General features: G+C 70.6%; 16 protein-coding genes. 11 read left to right on the top strand and 5 right to left on the bottom strand.

Translation table 11 applies throughout. The annotated features are described in order from the left end of the window. The first annotated feature begins 182 nt into the window (after positions 1–182). From ACFWJB_RS30210 to ACFWJB_RS30175, 8 genes are all read left to right on the top strand, one after another. On the top strand, positions 183–3,137 hold the full coding sequence (locus ACFWJB_RS30210) for a M14 family zinc carboxypeptidase (protein ID WP_386926196.1): 2,955 nt from the start codon (positions 183–185) through the stop codon (positions 3,135–3,137). Positions 3,138–3,363: 226 nt separating this feature from the next. After that, the gene (gap, locus tag ACFWJB_RS30205) at positions 3,364–4,371 is read left to right on the top strand and encodes a type I glyceraldehyde-3-phosphate dehydrogenase (protein ID WP_386926194.1); all 1,008 of its coding nucleotides are present in this window, start codon (positions 3,364–3,366) and stop codon (positions 4,369–4,371) included. Between the two features lie 143 nt (positions 4,372–4,514). Continuing rightward, a complete protein-coding gene (locus ACFWJB_RS30200; RefSeq protein ID WP_386926192.1) occupies positions 4,515–5,726 on the top strand; it encodes a phosphoglycerate kinase in 1,212 nt (403 codons plus the stop codon). Positions 5,727–5,731: 5 nt separating this feature from the next. Further along, positions 5,732–6,508 (top strand): triose-phosphate isomerase, encoded by a 777-nt coding sequence (gene tpiA / locus ACFWJB_RS30195; RefSeq protein WP_385470274.1) that lies wholly within the window; start codon positions 5,732–5,734, stop codon positions 6,506–6,508. Positions 6,509–6,620: 112 nt separating this feature from the next. Continuing rightward, positions 6,621–6,857 carry a preprotein translocase subunit SecG gene (gene secG, locus ACFWJB_RS30190; protein ID WP_385470272.1) on the top strand — a complete coding sequence of 79 codons (237 nt, stop codon included), beginning with the start codon at positions 6,621–6,623 and terminating at the stop codon, positions 6,855–6,857. Positions 6,858–7,056: 199 nt separating this feature from the next. Continuing rightward, positions 7,057–7,392, top strand: coding sequence for an RNA polymerase-binding protein RbpA (locus ACFWJB_RS30185; protein ID WP_003976875.1), 336 nt, complete (start codon positions 7,057–7,059; stop codon positions 7,390–7,392). A gap of 163 nt (positions 7,393–7,555) precedes the next feature. Further along, positions 7,556–9,208, top strand: coding sequence for a glucose-6-phosphate isomerase (gene pgi, locus ACFWJB_RS30180; RefSeq protein WP_386926189.1), 1,653 nt, complete (start codon positions 7,556–7,558; stop codon positions 9,206–9,208). A gap of 89 nt (positions 9,209–9,297) precedes the next feature. After that, positions 9,298–10,269, top strand: coding sequence for a hypothetical protein (locus tag ACFWJB_RS30175; RefSeq protein ID WP_386926187.1), 972 nt, complete (start codon positions 9,298–9,300; stop codon positions 10,267–10,269). 73 nt (positions 10,270–10,342) lie between these two features. Here ACFWJB_RS30175 and pgl read toward each other — a convergent pair whose 3' ends face one another. The 5 genes from pgl to tkt are packed head-to-tail and all read right to left on the bottom strand — an operon-like array spanning position 10,343 to position 16,945. Beyond that, positions 10,343–11,128, bottom strand: a complete 786-nt coding sequence (gene pgl / locus ACFWJB_RS30170; RefSeq protein ID WP_386926185.1) for a 6-phosphogluconolactonase — start codon at positions 11,126–11,128, stop codon at positions 10,343–10,345. After that, positions 11,125–12,180 carry a glucose-6-phosphate dehydrogenase assembly protein OpcA gene (gene opcA / locus ACFWJB_RS30165; RefSeq protein ID WP_386926183.1) on the bottom strand — a complete coding sequence of 352 codons (1,056 nt, stop codon included), beginning with the start codon at positions 12,178–12,180 and terminating at the stop codon, positions 11,125–11,127. Before opcA ends, pgl begins: the two co-directional genes overlap by 4 nt. Continuing rightward, positions 12,177–13,700: a glucose-6-phosphate dehydrogenase gene (gene zwf, locus ACFWJB_RS30160; protein ID WP_385472559.1), complete on the bottom strand. Its 1,524-nt coding sequence runs from the start codon at positions 13,698–13,700 to the stop codon at positions 12,177–12,179. Before zwf ends, opcA begins: the two co-directional genes overlap by 4 nt. A gap of 4 nt (positions 13,701–13,704) precedes the next feature. Further along, positions 13,705–14,823 carry a transaldolase gene (tal, locus tag ACFWJB_RS30155; protein ID WP_385472557.1) on the bottom strand — a complete coding sequence of 373 codons (1,119 nt, stop codon included), beginning with the start codon at positions 14,821–14,823 and terminating at the stop codon, positions 13,705–13,707. 34 nt (positions 14,824–14,857) lie between these two features. Next, positions 14,858–16,945: a transketolase gene (tkt, locus tag ACFWJB_RS30150; protein WP_386926181.1), complete on the bottom strand. Its 2,088-nt coding sequence runs from the start codon at positions 16,943–16,945 to the stop codon at positions 14,858–14,860. 372 nt (positions 16,946–17,317) lie between these two features. Between tkt and ACFWJB_RS30145 the strand changes: the two genes are divergently transcribed. The 3 genes from ACFWJB_RS30145 to ACFWJB_RS30135 all read left to right on the top strand — a co-directional run bounded on the left by ACFWJB_RS30145 (position 17,318) and on the right by ACFWJB_RS30135 (position 19,866). Beyond that, on the top strand, positions 17,318–18,271 hold the full coding sequence (locus tag ACFWJB_RS30145; protein ID WP_386926179.1) for a heme o synthase: 954 nt from the start codon (positions 17,318–17,320) through the stop codon (positions 18,269–18,271). 90 nt (positions 18,272–18,361) lie between these two features. Next, positions 18,362–18,694: a hypothetical protein gene (locus ACFWJB_RS30140; RefSeq protein ID WP_385465108.1), complete on the top strand. Its 333-nt coding sequence runs from the start codon at positions 18,362–18,364 to the stop codon at positions 18,692–18,694. Between the two features lie 65 nt (positions 18,695–18,759). Beyond that, a complete protein-coding gene (locus ACFWJB_RS30135; protein ID WP_385465111.1) occupies positions 18,760–19,866 on the top strand; it encodes an amidohydrolase family protein in 1,107 nt (368 codons plus the stop codon). Positions 19,867–19,877: the final 11 nt, after the last annotated feature.

Here is a 19,877-nt window from a genome sequence, read left to right as displayed (position 1 = left end):
GCCCCCCCTGCCGCGACCGTACCGACCGCCCGCCCACGGGCCGTCAACCGGCCGGTGCCGCCGTCCACTTGGGTGACCGGCACCGGCTGCGGCGTGTCCGTACCGCGCTCTTGACTCGATCATGAGGTGTCATGAGCCTGGCATCTGTTCGCTGCTGTGGCGGACCCACGCTAGGGGGGTTCATGAGACGAAGAGCGAGATCGATCCTCGCTGTCGGCGCGCTCCTGATCGGCGGAGCGAGCTTCGCACCCGTCGCCCAGGCACGACCCGCGGATCCGGGGACCCCGGACGCGGACGAAGTGAAGGTGTTCCGCGCCGACGTCACCCAGCAGCAGGTGCCCCTGCTGCTGGCGGCCGGCCAGGACGCCCACGAACTCGGAGAGCGGGTTCCCGACGGGGGAACGGCCGCCGTCGAGGTCCTCCTCACCGACCGGCAGGCGAAGGCGCTGGAGAAGAAGGGTGTCGACCTCACCGAGCACACCCTCTCGGCCCGGGCCGCGAACCGCGTCGAGGCCGCGGCCGACGGCGTCTTCCGCCCGTACAGCGGCAGCAACGGCCTCCAGGAGGAGATCCTCCGTACCGCCCAGCAGAACCCCGGCCTCACCAAGGTCGTCTCCATCGGCAAGACGGTCCGGGGGCAGGACATCCTGGCGCTCAAGCTCACCAGGAACGCGAAGAAGGCGAAGGACGGCTCCAGGCCCTCCGTCCTCTACATGTCCAACCAGCACGCCCGCGAGTGGATCACCCCGGAGATGACCCGGCGGCTGATGCACCACTATCTGGACAACTACACGAAGGACCGGCGGGTCAAGAAGATCGTCGACTCCACCGAACTGTGGTTCGTCCTGTCGGCCAACCCCGACGGCTACGACTACACCTTCCAGGACCCCGCCAACCGGCTGTGGCGCAAGAACCTGCGCGACGTCAACGGCGACGGCGTCATCGGCACCGGCGACGGGGTCGACCTCAACCGCAACTTCGCCTACAAGTGGGGCTACGACGACGAGGGCTCGTCCCCCAACCCCACCAGCGAGACCTACCGGGGCGCGAGCCCGGCCTCCGAGCCCGAGACCAAGGCGCTGGACGCCTTCCAGAAGCGCATCGGCTTCAAGTACGGCATCAACTACCACTCCGCCGCCGAGCTGCTCCTCTACGGCGTCGGCTGGCAGGTGGCCACGAACACCCCGGACGACGTCCTCTACAAGGCGCTCGCCGGCACGCCGGACAACTCCGCGATCCCCGGCTACCACCCGCAGGTCTCCTCGGAGCTGTACACCACCAACGGCGAGGCCGACGGCCACGCGGCCAACGTCAACGGCATGGCGATGTTCACCCCGGAGATGTCGACCTGCCAGACGGCCTCCGACGTCGACCCCGACGACCAGTGGAACGCGCGGGACTGCCGGTCGGGCTTCACCTTCCCGGACGACGAGAAGCTGATCCAGCAGGAGTTCGCCAAGAACGTTCCCTTCGCGCTCTCCGTCGCCGAGACCGCCTCCCACCCCGACCGGCCGTCCTCCGCGGTCGGCCTGGAGGCCGCCGACTTCACCCCGGCGGCCTTCACCACCTCCTACTCGCGCGGCGCCGACCAGGAGGTCTCGGTCGTCGCCCGCAAGGCGGTGCGCGACAAGGAGCTGAAGTACCGCGTCAACGGCGGCCGCACCCTCGACATGGCGCTCAAGCCGTGGCGCGGCGGCGAGACCTACGGCGGCGAGGACAACCTGTACTTCGACGAGTACCGGGCCAAGGTCAAGGACGGTGTCCCGGGCGACAAGGTCGAGGTCTGGTTCACCGGCGAGACGCCCCAGGGCAGGAAGGTCTCCAGCACGCACTTCACCTACACCGTCGCCGAGCGGCCCCGCGCGGACGTCCTCGTCGTCGCCGAGGAGGGCGCGAAGGCCACGCAGACCCAGACCTACGTGGACGCGCTCAGGGCGAGCGGCCGGCGGGCGGCCGTGTGGGACGTCGCCACCCAGGGCGCGCCCGACGCGCTCGGCGTCCTCGGCCACTTCGACACCGTCGTCCACTACACCGGCGCGGCGACCCCGGGCAACGCCACCCAGCTCCAGCTCCGCGCCTTCCTCAACGAGGGCGGCCGGCTGATCGAGGCGGGCGAGCGGGCGGGAGGCAGCGTCGACCTCGGCGACGGCACCCCGTCCAACGACTTCAGCCAGTACTACCTGGGCGCCTACACCCGTACGTCGACCTCCGGCGCCACCGGCTTCACCGGCTCCGGCAAGCTCGCCGGCACCTCCGGCGCGCTCGGCGGTGCCCCCGGCAACCCGCTGGACACGGCCGGGACGTACAGCGTGACCTCGGACGAGCTGCCCGTCGCCGGCTACCCGCAGTTCGCGAGCGCGGGCGCGGGCAGATTCGCCGGCACGGTGAACCCCTACGGGCCCTACGCGGGCGACTGGATGGTGGCCGCCGTCCACACCGACGACGCCTACAAGCGCCTCAGCCGCACCGTCGACCTCACCGGTGTCACCGCCGCCGACCGGCCCACGCTGCGCACCCAGCTCCTGTGGGACACCGAGCGCGGCTACGACCACGCACTGGTCGAGGCCCACACCACCGGCGCCGGGGACTGGACCACGCTGCCCGAGGCCGGCGGCGCGACCGGCACCGCCGTGCCCGAGGAGTGCGGGGCGGGCTTCTACATGGGCGAGCACCCCTGGCTGGAGCACTACCTGACCCAGACCGACGAGGGCTGCACCGCGGCCGGTACGACCGGGCAGTGGAACAGCCTCACCGGCTCCTCCGGCGGCTGGCGGCAGGTGGAGTTCGACCTGAGCGCCTACGCCGGGAAGTCCGTCGAGGTGTCGGTCGCCTACGTCACCGACCCCGGCAGCGGCGGACGCGGCGTCCTCGCCGACGAGGCCTCGCTGGTCGTCGGCGGCACGGCGACCGGGACCGAGGGCTTCGAGACCTCGCTCGGCGCCTGGCAGGTGCCGGGGCCGCCCGCGGGCAGCCCCGCCGTACTGAAGGACTGGGCCCGCACCGGCACCCTGTTCCAGACCTACGGCGCGGTCACCACGGACGACACCGTGCTGCTGGGCTTCGGCCTCGAGCACCTCACCGCGCCGGCCGACCGCGCGGCCCTCGTGCGGCAGGCGCTGCGTGCCCTGGACGAGTGACAACGCGGTCTTCGGGAACTGACACCGTGTAGCGAAATCGGGTGATCGGTCCCCGGGGCCCGGGCGGTCCGTACCCCTACTGGCGGGTACGGGCCGCCGTGCCGGGTATGGGCCGTCTCGATGTCACCCCGGCCGCCTCGGAGAGGTAGGGTCGGAGGTGGTCGGGGACATCCCAAATACAGCTCGCCGGCACATCGGGCCGGCGTACCAACGAGGAGATCGGTTCGTGACGATCCGCGTAGGCATCAACGGCTTTGGCCGCATCGGTCGTAACTACTTCCGCGCGCTGCTGGAGCAGGGTGCAGACATCGAGATCGTGGCTGTCAACGACCTGGGTGACACCGCGACCACCGCCCACCTGCTGAAGTACGACACCATCCTCGGCCGCCTCCCGTACGAGGTCTCGCACACCGAGGACACCATCACCGTCGGCGACAAGACCATCAAGGTCCTCGCCGAGCGCAACCCGGCCGACATCCCGTGGGGCGAGCTGGGCGTCGACATCGTCATCGAGTCGACCGGCATCTTCACCAAGAAGGCCGACGCCGAGAAGCACATCACGGGCGGCGCGAAGAAGGTCCTCATCTCGGCCCCGGCCAAGGACGAGGACGTCACCATCGTGATGGGCGTCAACCAGGACAAGTACGACCCGGCGAACCACCACGTCATCTCCAACGCCTCCTGCACCACCAACTGTGTGGCGCCGATGGCCAAGGTCCTCGACGAGAACTTCGGCATCGTCAAGGGCCTGATGACGACGGTCCACGCGTACACGAACGACCAGCGCATCCTGGACTTCCCGCACAAGGACCTGCGCCGCGCGCGTGCCGCCGCGGAGAACATCATCCCGACCACCACGGGCGCCGCCAAGGCCACCGCGCTGGTCCTCCCGCAGCTCAAGGGCAAGCTGGACGGCATCGCGATGCGCGTCCCGGTCCCCACCGGCTCGGTCACCGACCTCGTCCTCGAGCTGGGCCGCGAGGTCACCAAGGAAGAGGTCAACGCCGCCTTCCAGAAGGCCGCCGAGGGCGAGCTGAAGGGCATCGTCGAGTACACCGAGGACCCGATCGTCTCCTCGGACATCGTCAACGCCCCGGCGTCCTGCACCTTCGACTCGTCCCTGACCATGGTCCAGGACGGCAAGAACGTGAAGGTCATCGGCTGGTACGACAACGAGTGGGGCTACTCCAACCGCCTCGTCGACCTCACGGTCTTCGTCGGCAACCAGCTCTGATCGACTCAGACTCAAGCGGCACCTCGAATGCGGTAGCAGGGCTCGGGCAGCGCAAGGTCGCGCTGCCCGAGCCCTGCGTCGCGTCCGCAGCGACCAGCCCTCGTAGGATCACGAGCGAGCACGAGAACCCAGGAGCCCTCTGCATGAAGACGATCGACGAACTGCTCTCCGAAGGCGTCGCGGGCAAGCGCGTCTTCGTCCGCGCCGACCTCAACGTGCCGCTGGACGGCACCACCATCACCGACGACGGCCGCATCCGTGCCGTGGTGCCCACCGTCAAGGCCCTGGCACAGGCGGGCGCGCGCGTGATCGTCGCCTCGCACCTGGGCCGGCCCAAGGGCGCCCCGGACCCGGCCTTCTCGCTGGCCCCGGCCGCCGCCCGGCTCGGTGAACTGCTCGGTGCGGACGTCGCCTTCGCCGAGGACACGGTCGGCGAGTCCGCCGAGTCCACGGTGGCCGGCCTCGCCGACGGCCGGGTGGCCGTCATCGAGAACCTGCGCTTCAACGCCGGCGAGACGAGCAAGGACGACGCCGAGCGCGCCGCCTTCGCCGACCGGCTGGCCGGCCTCGCGGACGTCTACGTCGGTGACGGCTTCGGCGCCGTGCACCGGGGGCACGCCTCGGTCTTCGACCTGCCCAAGCGGCTGCCGCACTACGCCGGCTACCTGATCGCCACCGAGGTCGGCGTCCTGCGGAAGCTCACCGACGACGTCAAGCGCCCCTACGTCGTCGCGCTCGGCGGCGCCAAGGTCTCCGACAAGCTCGCCGTCATCGACGAGCTGCTCGGCAAGGCCGACCGGCTCCTCATCGGCGGCGGCATGGCGTACACCTTCCTCAAGGCCAAGGGCCACGAGGTCGGCATCTCGCTCCTCCAGGAGGACCAGATCCCGGCCGTGAAGGAGTACATCGAGCGGGCGGAGAACAACGGCGTCGAGCTGGTCCTCCCCGTCGACGTGCTGGTCGCGCCGGAGTTCCCGGACCTGAAGACCAAGGCCCCGGCCAACCCTTCCACCGTCGCCGCGGACGCCATCCCGGCCGACCAGGAGGGTCTGGACATCGGCCCCGAGACCCGCAAGCTCTACGCCTCGAAGCTCGCCGACGCGGCCACCGTCTTCTGGAACGGCCCCATGGGCGTCTTCGAGCACCCCGACTACGCCGAGGGCACCAAGGCGGTCGCCCAGGCCCTCGTCGAAGCCCCGGGCTTCACCGTGGTCGGCGGCGGCGACTCCGCCGCCGCCGTGCGTACGCTCGGCTTCGACGAGAAGGCATTCGGCCACATCTCTACCGGCGGCGGCGCCTCCCTCGAATACCTCGAGGGCAAGACGCTCCCCGGCCTCGCCGCACTGGAGGACTGACCTCAATGAGCACCCGCACGCCGCTGATGGCGGGCAACTGGAAGATGAACCTCAACCACCTCGAGGCCATCGCCCACGTCCAGAAGCTCGCCTTCGCCCTCTCGGACAAGGACTACGACGCCGTCGAGGTCGCCGTCCTGGTTCCCTTCACCGACCTGCGCTCGGTGCAGACACTGGTCGAGCACGACAAGCTCAAGATCAAGTACGGTGCCCAGGACGTCTCCGCCCACGACGGCGGCGCCTACACCGGCGAGATCTCCGGCCCCATGCTGGCCAAGCTGCGCTGCGCCTACGTCGCCGTCGGTCACTCCGAGCGCCGGCAGTACCACGCGGAGTCGGACGAGCTGGTGAACGCCAAGGTCAAGGCCGCCTACAAGCACGGTCTGACCCCGATCCTGTGCGTCGGCGAGGAGCTGGACGTCCGCGAGGCGGGCAACCACGTCGCCCACACGCTCGCCCAGGTCGAAGGCGGTCTGAAGGACCTCACCGCCGAGCAGGCCGAGACCGTCGTGATCGCCTACGAGCCCGTGTGGGCCATCGGCACCGGCAAGGTCTGCGGCGCCGAGGACGCGCAGGAGGTCTGCGCGGCCGTCCGTGGCAAGGTCGCCGAGCTGTACTCGCAGGAGCTGGCCGACAAGGTCCGCATCCAGTACGGCGGCTCGGTGAAGTCCGGGAACGTCGCCGAGATCATGGCGCAGCCCGACATCGACGGTGCCCTGGTCGGCGGCGCCTCGCTGGACTCCGACGAGTTCGTCAAGATCGTCCGCTTCCGCGACCAGTAGAGCGGCCGGTGAGTAGGCGGTAGCGACGATACGTCGTACCCTTGCGGGGGCATGGTGGCCGTGGCCGCCGTGCCCCCGTCGTCCGTCAGAATCCGAGGAAGTTGGTCCAGCCGTGGTTTTGGGGTTCTCGATCGCCCTGATCGTCTTCAGCCTGCTGCTGATGCTGCTGGTGCTGATGCACAAGGGAAAGGGCGGCGGCCTCTCCGACATGTTCGGTGGCGGCATGCAGTCGTCCGTCGGCGGCTCCTCGGTCGCCGAGCGCAACCTCGACCGGATCACCGTGGTGGTCGGTCTCCTGTGGTTCGCGTGCATCGTCGTGCTCGGCCTGGTGATGAAGGCGAACAACTGACCCGGCACGCACTGAGTACGCAATGCCCCATGTCCGGTACGCGCCCCGTTGCGCGGCCTATCATGGGGCTTGCGTCTGTGTGCGGGAGCTTGTAACTCCAACCACTGGACGCGCGTTGGGCCTTACGTAGACTGAGGCGCTCGCAGCGAAGCGAAACGCCGACTCGCTTTGCGGCACCATCACGCAGGGAGTTACGACCGTGGCAAGTGGCAACGCGATCCGGGGAAGCCGGGTCGGGGCGGGGCCGATGGGCGAGGCCGAGCGCGGCGAGTCCGCGCCGCGTCTGCGCATCTCCTTCTGGTGCTCCAACGGACACGAGACGCAGCCGAGCTTCGCGAGCGACGCGCAGGTCCCCGAGACCTGGGACTGCCCGCGCTGCGGCTTCCCCGCCGGACAGGACCGGGACAATCCGCCGGACCCACCGCGCACCGAGCCCTACAAGACGCACCTGGCGTACGTGCGCGAGCGCCGCAGCGACGCGGACGGCGAGGCGATCCTCGCGGAGGCGCTCGCCAAGCTGCGCGGCGAGATCTAGTACGGCGGTCCGCCGGCGGCGCGTTCCTCCCCTTCGGCCTTCTTCACCGGCCTGGCCCGGTTCACCCGCGGTTCCTCCTCTTCGGCCTTCCTCACCACTGATCAATTAGGTTGGGGGACAGCCGGGAGAGCTGGGACACCGAGGAAGAAGGCTGAAGTCCGACATGAACGCAGACGGCCGTACCATGATCGACCAGACGCCCGAATGGAGGGCGCTGGCGGCGCACCGCGAGGAGCTCGGCGAGGTACGGCTGCGCGACCTGTTCGCCGCCGATCCCGGACGCGGCACGGGGTACGTCCTGCGGGTGGGTGACCTGTACGTCGACTATTCCAAGCACCTGGTCACCGACGAGACGCTCGCCCTGCTGCGCGAACTGGCCGCCGCCACCGACGTGTTCGGGCTGCGCGACGCCATGTTCCGCGGCGAGCGCATCAACACGACCGAGGACCGCGCCGTGCTGCACACCGCGCTGCGCGCCCCCCGCGACGCGGTGATCGAGGTCGACGGCGAGAACGTCGTCCCCAAGGTCCACGCCGTCCTCGACAGGATGTCCGGCTTCGCCGACCGGGTCCGCACGGGGGAGTGGAAGGGCCACACCGGCAAGCGCATCCGCAACGTCGTCAACATCGGCATCGGCGGCTCCGACCTCGGCCCCGCCATGGCCTACGAGGCGCTGCGGGCCTTCACGGACCGCTCGCTCACCTTCCGGTTCGTGTCCAACGTGGACGGCGCCGACCTGCACGAGGCGGTCCGGGACCTGGACCCGGCGGAGACCCTCTTCATCGTGGCGTCCAAAACGTTCACCACGATCGAGACGGTCACCAACGCCACCTCGGCCCGGAGCTGGCTGCTGGACGCGCTCGGCGACAAGGACGCCGTCGCCCGGCACTTCGTCGCCCTGTCGACCAACGCCGGGAAGGTCGCCGAGTTCGGCATCGACACGGCCAACATGTTCGAGTTCTGGGACTGGGTCGGCGGACGCTACTCGTACGACTCGGCGATCGGCCTGTCCCTGATGATCGCCATCGGCCCGGACCGCTTCCGCGAGATGCTCGACGGCTTCCGTATCGTCGACGAGCACTTCCGCACCGCGCCCGCCGAGTCCAACGTCCCCCTGCTGATGGGCCTGCTGGGCATCTGGTACGGCAACTTCCACGACGCCCAGTCGCACGCGGTCCTGCCGTACTCGCACTACCTGTCGAAGTTCACCGCCTATCTCCAGCAGCTCGACATGGAGTCCAACGGCAAGTCGACGGACCGCCAGGGCCGTCCGGTTCGGTGGCAGACCGGCCCGGTGGTGTGGGGCACGCCCGGCACCAACGGGCAGCACGCCTACTACCAGCTCATCCACCAGGGCACCAAGCTGATCCCGGCGGACTTCATCGGTTTCGCCCGGCCCGCGGCCGGGCTGAGCGGCGAACTCGGGGCCCAGCACGACCTGCTGATGGCCAACTTCTTCGCCCAGACCCAGGCCCTCGCCTTCGGCAAGACCGCCGACGAGGTGCGGGGCGAGGGGGTACCGGAGGAACTGGTCCCGCACAGGACGTTCCGGGGCGACCACCCGACGACCACCGTCCTCGCCCCCGAGCTGACCCCGTCGGTGCTCGGTCAGCTCATCGCCCTCTACGAGCACAAGGTGTTCGTCCAGGGCGCGGTCTGGAACATCGACTCCTTCGACCAGTGGGGCGTCGAGCTCGGCAAGGTCCTCGCCAAGCGCGTCGAACCCGCCCTCACCGAGGGCGCCCACGTGCCCGGCCTGGACGCCTCCACGACGGCGCTGGTCGGCGCCTACCGGGAGCTGCGCGGCCGGCGGTGAGCCCGGCGCGGACAGGTGGACGGCGGGACGTCGTCCACCTGTCGTAGAATCCCCCGGCGATCATCACAGCGAGTGCTCGGGGGAGCAGGATGGCACGTACGCACGGAAGTTGGACGGGCGGCAGACTGACGGCCCGGTCCCTGCTGAATCCCAAGCAGGCGGCGACCGCCGTGTTCCACCCCGCGTGGATCCCGCCCTCGGTCGATCCCTCGATCGAGCAGCTCAAACGGTTCCGGGTCATCGCGGGCGCGGTCGCCTCGCTCGGCGTCTACACCATCTTCGAGGGCGGCTTCGACGTCACCCAGCTGCTGGAGAACGCGCTGACGGCCTCCGTCGTCCTGCTGTTCATCACCCCGCTGGCGGTCGGCACGATGCTCTTCGTCTGGCGGCGCACCGGCACCGTCGGGCAGTTGCGCGGGCCGCTGTTCAACGCGCTCAAGCTGCTGCTGCTGTTCGTCGGCTGCGTCGCCGGCCTGGTGGTGCTCGTCACCACGATCAACGCCTCGGGCAACCCCTTGGTGATCATCTTCGGTGGCCTGACGATGCTGTGGATGCTCGGCTTCGTGGTCTGGGGGGCCATCAGGGTCTCGGGCAACTTCTTCGGCACCGCCGCCGTCCACCGCTGCCTGCCCGCGCTGCTAGCCACTGTGACGAGCTGGCTGATGGCCATCCCCGACCTGGTCACCGGCGACCTGCACGGGCTCAGCCTCACCCTGGGCGTCGTCTTCATCCTGGGCGCGCCCGTGACGGTCACCGCGATCGCACTGCTGGAGATGGGGCGGCTCAGGCGCCGCTACGGCATCCGGCTGAAGGCCCACCCGGCGACCCTCCCGCCGCTCCCCGGACACCTCCCGCCGGTCCCCGGGCACCTCCCGCCGACCGGGCTGCCGCACGTGCCGCCGCAGGGCAACCCCTACGGGCACCCGTACCCGCCCGCCGGAGCCGGCCACCCGTACGCCCCCGGACCGCGCAACCCCTACGCGCCGCCGCCGCAGCCGCCGTACGCGCCCCACCCCAACGGGCACGGCAACCCCTACTCCCCGGGCCCGAACGGGACCTGACGCCGCGTCCGGAGCCGCACGACGAAACGCCGGGCCCCGTCGCGGGACCCGGCGTTCTCGTGCGCGGCGGTGGCTACGCCGAGGCCGGCGGATACATCGTGCGCGGCAGCCGGGAGGCCGCCGCCGCGTCCAGCAGCCACAGGGTGCGGGCACGGCCCCGCGCCCCGGCCGCCGGCGCCTGGATCTCGCCGGCGCCCGACAGCGCCATCGCCACGGCGTTCGCCTTGTCCTCGCCCGCCGCGAGCAGCCACACCTCACGGGCCGCGCGGATCGCGGGCAGGGTCAGGGAGACCCGGGTGGGCGGCGGCTTCGGGGAACCGTGGACGCCGATCACCGTGCGCTCCGTCTCCCGCACTCCCGGGTGCTCCGGGAACAGCGAGGCCACATGCGTGTCCGGGCCGACGCCGAGCAGCAGGACGTCGAAGGACGGGACCGCCGCGTGGTTCTCCGGCGCGGCCGCCTTCGCCAGCTCCCGCGCGTACGCCGCCGCCGCGGCCTCCACGTCGGAGCCGTGCGGACCGTCCGAGGCGGGCATCGCGTGCACCCGCTCCGGGTCCAGCGGCACCGCGTCCAGCAGGGCCTCGCGGGCCTGCGTGACGTTGCGCTCCGGGTCGCCCTCCGGCAGGAAGCGCTCGTCGCCCCACCACAGGTCGAGGCGGGCCCAGTCGATCGCGTCCCGGGCCGGGGACGCCGCCAGCGCGGTCAGCAGGCCGTTGCCGTTGCGGCCGCCGGTCAGGACCACGGACGCCGAGCCCCGGGAGGACTGGGCGTCCACGATCTTCGTGATCAGCCGGGCCGCCGCGGCCTCGGCCATCAGCTCCTTGTCCCGGTGCACGACCAGCTGTGGAGTGTCGCTCACTTCGCCGCCGCCTTCTTCACCGGTGCCTTCTCCCGCGCCGCGTCCTTCGCGGGCGCCTTCGCGGCCGTCCCGACGGGAGCGGGCACCGCGACGGGCCCCTCGTCCGCCTTCGCCTCGGACGGGGCCGGCGCGTTCAGCCGGTCCACCCCGAAGCGCAGCGCCGAGGCGTACGTGTCGTCCGGGTCGAGGCGCCGCAGCTCCTCCGCGATCAGTTCGGCCGTCTCGCGGCGCTTGAGCGCCACCGCACGGGCCGGCTGCCCCTGGATGGACAACGTCGCGAGCGAGCCGTCGGCCCGGTCCAGGACGACCGGACCGCAGTCGGTGTCCATACGGACCGCGGTCAGGCCCGGGCCGCTCGACGCGGTGCGCTGCACCGGGACGTCCAGCCGGTCCGCGAGCCACATCGCCAGCAGCTCGCAGCTCGGGTTGAACTCCTCGCCCTCCACCACGACGCTCTGCACCCGGCAGTCGACCTGGTCCAGGGCCGCCGCGAGCATCGACCGCCACGGGGTGATGCGGGTCCAGGACAGGTCCGTGTCCCCCGGCGTATAGGCGTCGGCGCGGGCCGCCAGCTCCCGTACCGGCTCCTCGCAGGCGTAGGTGTCGGTCACCCGGCGCTGGGCCAGCGCGCCCAGCGGGTCGCCCGCCGGGTCCAGCGGCGCGTTGACCGGCCACCACACCACGACCGGCGCGTCCGGCAGCAGCAGCGGCAGGACGACCGACTGGGCGTGGTCGACCACCTCGCCGTACAGCCGCAGCACCACCGTCTCGCCGGTGCCCGCGTCGGCGCCGAGGCGGACCTCGGCGTCCAGCCGGGACTGGGTGCGGTCCCGCGGCGACCGCGAGACGCGCTTGATGACGACGAGCGTGCGCGAGGGGTGCTCGTGCGCGGCGTCGCTCGCGGCCTTCAGCGCGTCGTAGGCGTTCTCCTCGTCGGTGACGATGACCAGGGTGAGCACCATGCCGACGGCCGGCGTGCCGATCGCCCGGCGGCCCAGCACCAACGCCTTGTTGATCTTGCTGGACGTGGTGTCCGTGAGGTCTGTCTTCATGGCCGGCGCCAGCTCCGTCCGTCTCGCTCGAGCATCTCGTCCGCCTCGACGGGTCCCCACGTACCGGACGGGTACTGCGCGGGCGTGCCGTGCTCGTCCCAGTACTGCTCGATCGGGTCGAGGATCTTCCAGGACAGCTCGACCTCCTCCGTGCGCGGGAAGAGGTTGGCGTCGCCGAGCAGCACGTCCAGGATCAGGCGTTCGTACGCCTCCGGGCTGGACTCGGTGAAGGACTCGCCGTACGCGAAGTCCATGGAGACGTCCCGGATCTCCATCGACGTGCCCGGCACCTTGGAACCGAAGCGGACGGTGACGCCCTCGTCGGGCTGGACGCGGATGACGATCGCGTTCTGGCCCAGCTCCTCGGTGGCCGTCGTGTCGAAGGGGGAGTGCGGGGCGCGCTGGAAGACCACCGCGATCTCGGTGACCCGGCGGCCCAGGCGCTTGCCGGTGCGCAGGTAGAAGGGGATGCCCGCCCAGCGGCGGTTGTCGATCCCGACCTTGATCGCGGCGTAGGTGTCGGTCTTCGACTTGGGGTCGATGCCCTCTTCCTCCAGGTAGCCGACGGCCTTCGCGCCGCCCTGCCACCCTGCCGCGTACTGGCCGCGCACGGTGTCCCGGCCGAGGTCCTTCGGCAGGCGCACCGCGCCGAGCACCTTGGTCTTCTCCGCCGCCAGGGCGTCCGCGTCGAAGGAGGCGGGCTCCTCCATCGCGGTCAGCGCGAGGAGCTGGAGCAGGTGGTTCTGGATGACGTCACGGGCGGCGCCGATGCCGTCGTAGTAGCCGGCCCGGCCGCCGATGCCGATGTCCTCGGCCATGGTGATCTGCACGTGGTCCACGTAGGACCGGTTCCAGATCGGCTCGAACATCGTGTTGGCGAAGCGCAGCGCCAGGATGTTCTGGACGGTCTCCTTGCCCAGGTAGTGGTCGATGCGGAAGACCTGGTCCGGGGCGAAGACCTCGTGGACGATCGCGTTGAGCTCCTCGGCCGACCTCAGGTCGTGGCCGAACGGCTTCTCGATCACCGCGCGGCGCCAGGAGCCGCCCGTCTGGTCGGCGAGGCCGTGCTTCTTCAGCTGCTGGATGACCACCGGGAAGGACTTCGGGGGCACCGAGAGGTAGAAGGCGAAGTTGCCGCCCGTGCCCTGTGCCTTGTCCAGCTCCTCGATGGTGCCGCGCAGCCGCTCGAACGCCTCGTCGTCGTCGAAGGTGCCCTGGACGAAGCGCATCCCCTGGATGAGCTGCTGCCAGACCTCCTCGCGGAACGGCGTACGGGAGTGCTCCTTGACGGCGTCGTGCACGACCTGGGCGAAGTCCTCGTGCTCCCAGTCGCGCCGGGCGAACCCGACGAGCGAGAAGCCCGGCGGCAGCAGACCCCGGTTGGCGAGGTCGTACACGGCGGGCATGAGCTTCTTGCGGGACAGATCGCCGGTGACGCCGAAAATGACCAGACCCGACGGCCCCGCGATACGCGGGAGCCGTCGGTCTGCGGGGTCACGCAGCGGGTTGCTGCTTGACAAATTGTCAGCCCTCCGAGGGAGCGAGGCGCTTGAGCTCCGCCTCCGTCGACTTCAGCAGGTCGTTCCAGGCGTCCTCGAACTTGTCGACGCCCTCCTTCTCCAGGAGCTGGACCACCTCGTCGTAGGAGATGCCGAGCTTCTCGACGGCGTCGAGGTCGGCACGGGCCTGCTCGTAGGTGCCGGCGACGGTGTCGCCGGTGATCTCGCCGTGGTCCTCGGTGGCGAACAGCGTCGCCTCCGGCATGGTGTTCACCGTGTTGGGTGCGACCAGGTCGGTGACGTACATGGTGTCGCTGTACGCCTTGTCCTTCACGCCGGTCGACGCCCACAGCGGACGCTGCTTGTTGGCGCCGGCCTTCTCCAGGGCGTTCCAGCGGTCGGACGAGAAGATCTCCTCGTAGGCCTGGTACGCGAGGCGGGCGTTGGCGACGGCGGCCTTGCCGCGCAGCGCCTTGGCCTCGTCGGTGCCGAGCGCGTCGATCCGCTTGTCGATCTCGGTGTCCACGCGGGACACGAAGAAGGACGCCACGGAGTGGATCTGCGACAGGTCCAGGCCGCGCTCCTTGGCCTTCTCCAGGCCGGTCAGGAAGGCGTCCATGACCTTGCGGTAGCGCTCCAGCGAGAAGATCAGCGTGACGTTGACGCTGATGCCCAGGCCGATGGTCTCGGCGATCGCCGGGATGCCCGCCTCGGTCGCCGGGATCTTGATCAGCGTGTTGGGGCGGTCCACCAGCCAGGCGAGCTGCTTGGCCTCGGCGACCGTCGCCCGGGTGTTGTGCGCGAGGCGCGGGTCGACCTCGATGGAGACCCGGCCGTCCTTGCCGCCGGTGTTGTCGAAGACCGGACGCAGGATGTCGGCGGCGTCGCGGACGTCCGCCGTGGTGATCATCCGGATGGCCTCTTCGACCGTGACCTCGCGGGCGGCGAGGTCGGTGAGCTGCGTGTCGTAGCCGTCGCCCTGCGAGATCGCCTTCTGGAAGATCGACGGGTTGGTGGTGACGCCCACGACGTGCTGCTGGTCGATCAGCTCGGCGAGGTTGCCGGACGTGATCCGCTTGCGCGACAGGTCGTCCAGCCAGATCGCGACGCCTTCATCGGAGAGGCGCTTGAGTGCGTCTGTCATGGAAAATGCATCTCCTACGTGTCGTATACGAGCGTCAGCGCTGGGCTGCGGCGATCGATTCCCGGGCGGCCGCGGCCACGTTCTCGGCAGTGAAGCCGAACTCCTGGAAGAGCAGCTTTCCGTCGGCCGAAGCACCGAAGTGCTCCAGGGAAACGATGCGGCCGGCGTCCCCGACGTACTTGTGCCAGGTGAGACCGATACCGGCCTCCACCGCGACACGGGCCCTCACGGACGGAGGCAGGACGCTGTCCCGGTACCCCTGGTCCTGCTGCTCGAACCACTCCACGGACGGCATGGACACCACACGGGTCGGCACGCCCTCGGCCTGGAGCCGCTCGCGCGCCTCCACGGCGACGTGCACCTCGGAGCCGGTGGCGATCAGCACGACCTGGGCGTCACCGCCGTCGGCCTCGAACAGCACGTAGCCGCCCCTGGCCGCGTTCTCGTCGGGCTCGTACGTCGGCACGCCCTGACGGGTCAGCGCCAGACCGTGCGGCTGGCCCTTGCCGAACTCCTTCGTCCAGCGGCGCAGGATCTCGCGCCAGGCGATGGCGGTCTCGTTGGCGTCGGCCGGGCGGACCACGTTCAAGCCCGGGATGGCGCGCAGCGAGGCCAGGTGCTCGACCGGCTGGTGGGTCGGGCCGTCCTCGCCGAGGCCGATGGAGTCGTGCGTCCACACGTAGGTCACCGGCAGGTGCATCAGCGCGGACAGGCGCACGGCGTTGCGCATGTAGTCGGAGAACACCAGGAAGGTGCCGCCGTAGATGCGGGTGTTGCCGTGCAGGGCGATGCCGTTCATCTCCGCGGCCATCGCGTGCTCGCGGATGCCGAAGTGGATGGTGCGGCCGTACGGGTCGGCCTCCGGCAGCGGGTTGCCCGCCGGGAGGAACGACGAGGTCTTGTCGATGGTGGTGTTGTTCGAGCCGGCCAGGTCGGCGGAGCCGCCCCACAGCTCGGGGATCACCGCGCCGAGCGCCTGGAGGACCTTGCCCGAGGCGGCACGCGTGGCCACGCCCTTGCCGGTCTCGAAGACCGGGATCTTCTCCTCCCAGCCCTTGGGGAGCTCGCCCCTGGCGATCCGGTCGTACTCGGCGGCGCGCTCGGGGTTGTTGTCCCGCCACTGCTGGTAGGCCTTGTCCCACACGGCGCGGGCCGCCCGGCCCTTCTCCAGGGCCTTGCGGGTGTGGCCGATGACCTCGTCGGAGACCTCGAAGGTCTTCTCCGGGTCGAAGCCCAGGACGCGCTTGGTGGCCGCCACCTCGTCGTCGCCGAGCGCCGAGCCGTGGGCGGCCTCGGTGTTCTGCGCGTTCGGGGCGGGCCAGGCGATGATCGAGCGCATCGCGATGAAGGACGGCCGGTCGGTGACCTGCTTGGCCGCCTCGATCGCCTCGTACAGGGCGTTCGGGTCCAGGTCGCCGTCCGCCTTCGGCTGGACGCGCTGCACGTGCCAGCCGTACGCCTCGTAGCGCTTGACCGTGTCCTCGGAGACGGCCGTCTCGGTGTCGCCCTCGATCGAGATGTGGTTGTCGTCCCACAGCAGGATCAGGTTGCCGAGCTTCTGGTGGCCCGCGAGGGAGGAGGCCTCGGCGGAGATGCCCTCCTGGAGGCAGCCGTCACCGGCGATGCAGTAGACGAAGTGGTCGAACGGGGAGGTGCCCTCGGCGGCCTCCGGGTCGAACAGACCGCGCTCGTAGCGGGCGGCCATCGCCATGCCCACCGCGTTGGCCACGCCCTGGCCCAGCGGTCCGGTCGTCGTCTCCACGCCCGTGGTGTGACCGTACTCGGGGTGACCCGGGGTCTTGGAGCCCCACGTCCGGAAGGACTTCAGGTCGTCCAGCTCCAGGCCGAAGCCGGCCAGGTACAGCTGGGTGTAGAGGGTCAGGGACGAGTGGCCCGCGGACAGCACGAAACGGTCGCGTCCGACCCAGTTCGCGTCGGCCGGGTCGTGCCTCATCACCTTCTGGAAGAGGGTGTAGGCGGCGGGCGCCAGGCTCATCGCCGTACCCGGATGGCCGTTGCCAACCTTCTGTACGGCGTCGGCGGCCAGGACGCGGGCGGTGTCCACGGCCCGCTGGTCCAGTTCGGTCCACTCGAGGTCTGTGGTGGTCGGCTTGGTGCTCACCCTGAGTCAGGGCTCCTCTCCACATGTCGGATGCCGGTGCACGTGGCGCCCACCGGCTGCCGGCGCGGTCGTGCGTCGGCCGGCCGCTGTCGAGCCTACCCCCGTAAGTACGTGCGTTTTTCCGCTGGAAACCAGACTGCAGGGACTCCGGTGGATCCGCCCGCCGACCGGGCGAAACCGCATTCGGCAAGTGAATACGCGGCCGCTCATCTGACTGCTCAATCGACTCTCCGTATGCACGTCGGAGCGTCCCCCTCAACACGAACGCACCCCCGCGAATGCCGGGGTCTGGGCAACGTCTAAAGTGGCGTGGTACGCGCGAGCCCTCACCGCCACTTCACCGGGCAGGCTCGCTGGGAGTCTCTGTCAGGGGTGTGCGTGACGGCCGTTGAATCCCGTCCTGCGGGGGTAATCGGGACGAGCCAGAGCCCGAGTCACCGGCCGTTCGGGGCCCGTGTCAAGGCGTTCGTGGCGCTGACCAAGCCGCGGATCATCGAGCTTCTGCTGATCACCACCGTTCCGGTGATGTTCCTCGCCGAGCAGGGCGTACCGGATCTGTGGCTGGTGCTGCTCACCTGTGTCGGCGGGTACCTGTCCGCGGGCGGCGCAAACGCGCTGAACATGTACATCGACCGCGACATCGACGCGCTGATGGACCGCACCTCGCAGCGTCCGCTGGTCACGGGCATGGTCAGCCCGCGGGAGTGCCTCGCCTTCGGCATCACCCTGGCGGTCGTCTCGACCCTGCTCTTCGGACTCACCGTCAACTGGCTCTCGGCGTGGCTGTCGCTCGGCGCGCTCCTGTTCTACGTCGTCGTCTACACGATGATCCTCAAGCGCCGCACCTCGCAGAACATCGTCTGGGGCGGCATCGCCGGCTGTCTGCCGGTGCTGATCGGCTGGTCCGCCGTCACCGACTCGATGTCCTGGGCGCCCATCATCCTCTTCGGGGTGATGTTCTTCTGGACGCCGCCGCACTACTGGCCGCTGTCCATGAAGGTCAAGGAGGACTACGCGCGCGTCGGCGTGCCGATGCTCCCGGTCGTCGCCTCCAACAAGGTCGTCGCCGGGCAGATCGTGATCTACAGCTGGGTGATGGTCGCGGTGTCGCTGCTGCTGACGCCGCTGGGCTACACCGGCTGGTTCTACACGGCGGTCGCCGTCGCGGCCGGCGGCATGTGGCTGTGGGAGGCGCACGGGCTGCAGAACCGCGCCAAGGCCGAGGTCACGGGCGCCAAGCTCAAGGAGATGCGGCTGTTCCACTGGTCCATCACCTATGTGTCGGTGCTGTTCCTGGCGATCGCGGTGGACCCCTTCCTGCGCTGAGCCGACGGCCGTCCGACGGGCGGGGCGCGTGGTCAAGGCCACGCACCCCGCCCGTCGCCGTTTGATCTACCCGTCGGTAGCATCCTGGGCATGGCAGACACGCAGCAGGTTGACGCGAAGGCCGAGCGCCAGGTGACCCGGCTGGCCCGGCGGATCGACTCCTTCTCCAAGGCGCACGGCGGCGCCGAGGGCCAGGTGGCCCACATCGGCGAACGCGGCGCCCGGATCGTCCTCGTCGGCGAGGACGGCGGCTGGGGCGACCTGGTCGCGACCACCCCCGAGATCGCGCGCAAGGCGGTGGAGAAGTCCGGCATCACCGTGCACGAGGACTTCGACGGCGAGTTCGCGGCCAAGGTCGCGACCGGCCCGTACGAGTGGTCGCGCATGGCGGGCATCCAGGTCGGCGGGCCGAGCAACACCTGACGCCGGTTCACCCGTTAGGACCGTAGGAAGCCGTGAGGCGCACGGTCCCGACGCGGGGAGTCCGGATGATCGAAACGCCGTCCCTCGTGGACCAGTACTGCCACGGCGTGCTGAGAACGGAGCTGGGCCTCGGCACCTTCGAGGCCCAGCTGGCCCGCACCGAGGGACCGCCCGCGCCGGGCACCACCCTCTTCGACACCCAGACCGGCTTCGCGGTGCGCCGCTGGTGCCCGCCCCTGCTCGGCCTGGAACCGCACTGCGCGCCCGCCCGCTACCTCGCCCGGCGCCGCGAACTGGGAGTCCTGGAGGCGGACCGCAGGCTGCTGCGCGGCAGCGGCATCACGACCTACCTGGTCGACGCGGACCTGCCCGGCGACCTCACCGGCCCCGCGGAGCTGGCCAGCGCGGCGGACGCCGACGCCCACGAGATCGTGCGCCTGGAACTGCTGGCCGAACAGGTCGCCGACACCTCCGGCACCGTCGAGGCCTTCCTCGCCAACCTCGCCGAGGCCGTGCACGGCGCCGCCGCGTACGCCGTCGCCTTCACCTCCGTCGCCGGTGTCCGGCACGGGCTGTCGCTCGCCCCGGAGCCGCCGGGCCCCGTCGAGGTGCGGGGCGCCGCCGCCCGCTGGCTGGCCGGACGCGAGGTCGGCGGTGAGCTGAGCGACCCGGTGCTGCTGCGTCACCTGCTGTGGATCGCGGTCGCCTCCGGACGGCCGCTCCAGCTGCACGCGGGGCTCGGCGAACCGGGCCTGCGCATCGACCGCACCGACCCCGTGCTGCTGACCGACTTCGTACGGGCCACCGCCGGCCTCGGCACCGACCTGGTCCTGCTGCACGGCTACCCCTACCACCGCCACGCCGCCCACCTCGCCGGCGTCTTCCCGCACGTCTACGCCGACTCCGGGGCCGCTCTGGTGCGCACCGGCGCCCGGGCCGCCACCGTGCTCGCGGAGATCCTGGAGCTGGCCCCGTTCGGCAAGATCCTGTTCTCCAGCGGCGCCCAGGGCCTGCCCGAGCTGCACGTCGTGGGCGCCCGCCTGTTCCGCGAGGCCCTCACCCGGGTGCTCGGCACCTGGGTGACCGAGGGGGCGTGGGGGCGGGCGGACGCCCAGCGGGTGGCGACCATGATCGCCTCGGGCAACGCGCGCCGGGTTTACGGCCTGGACTGAACCGGAGAGAC

This window comes from Streptomyces sp. NPDC127100 (genome assembly GCF_042724095.1).
Taxonomy (GTDB): Bacteria; Actinomycetota; Actinomycetes; order Streptomycetales; family Streptomycetaceae; genus Streptomyces.
Note: the sequence above shows the minus strand (reverse complement) of the source record. Positions and strands in the feature narration are given on the sequence as shown.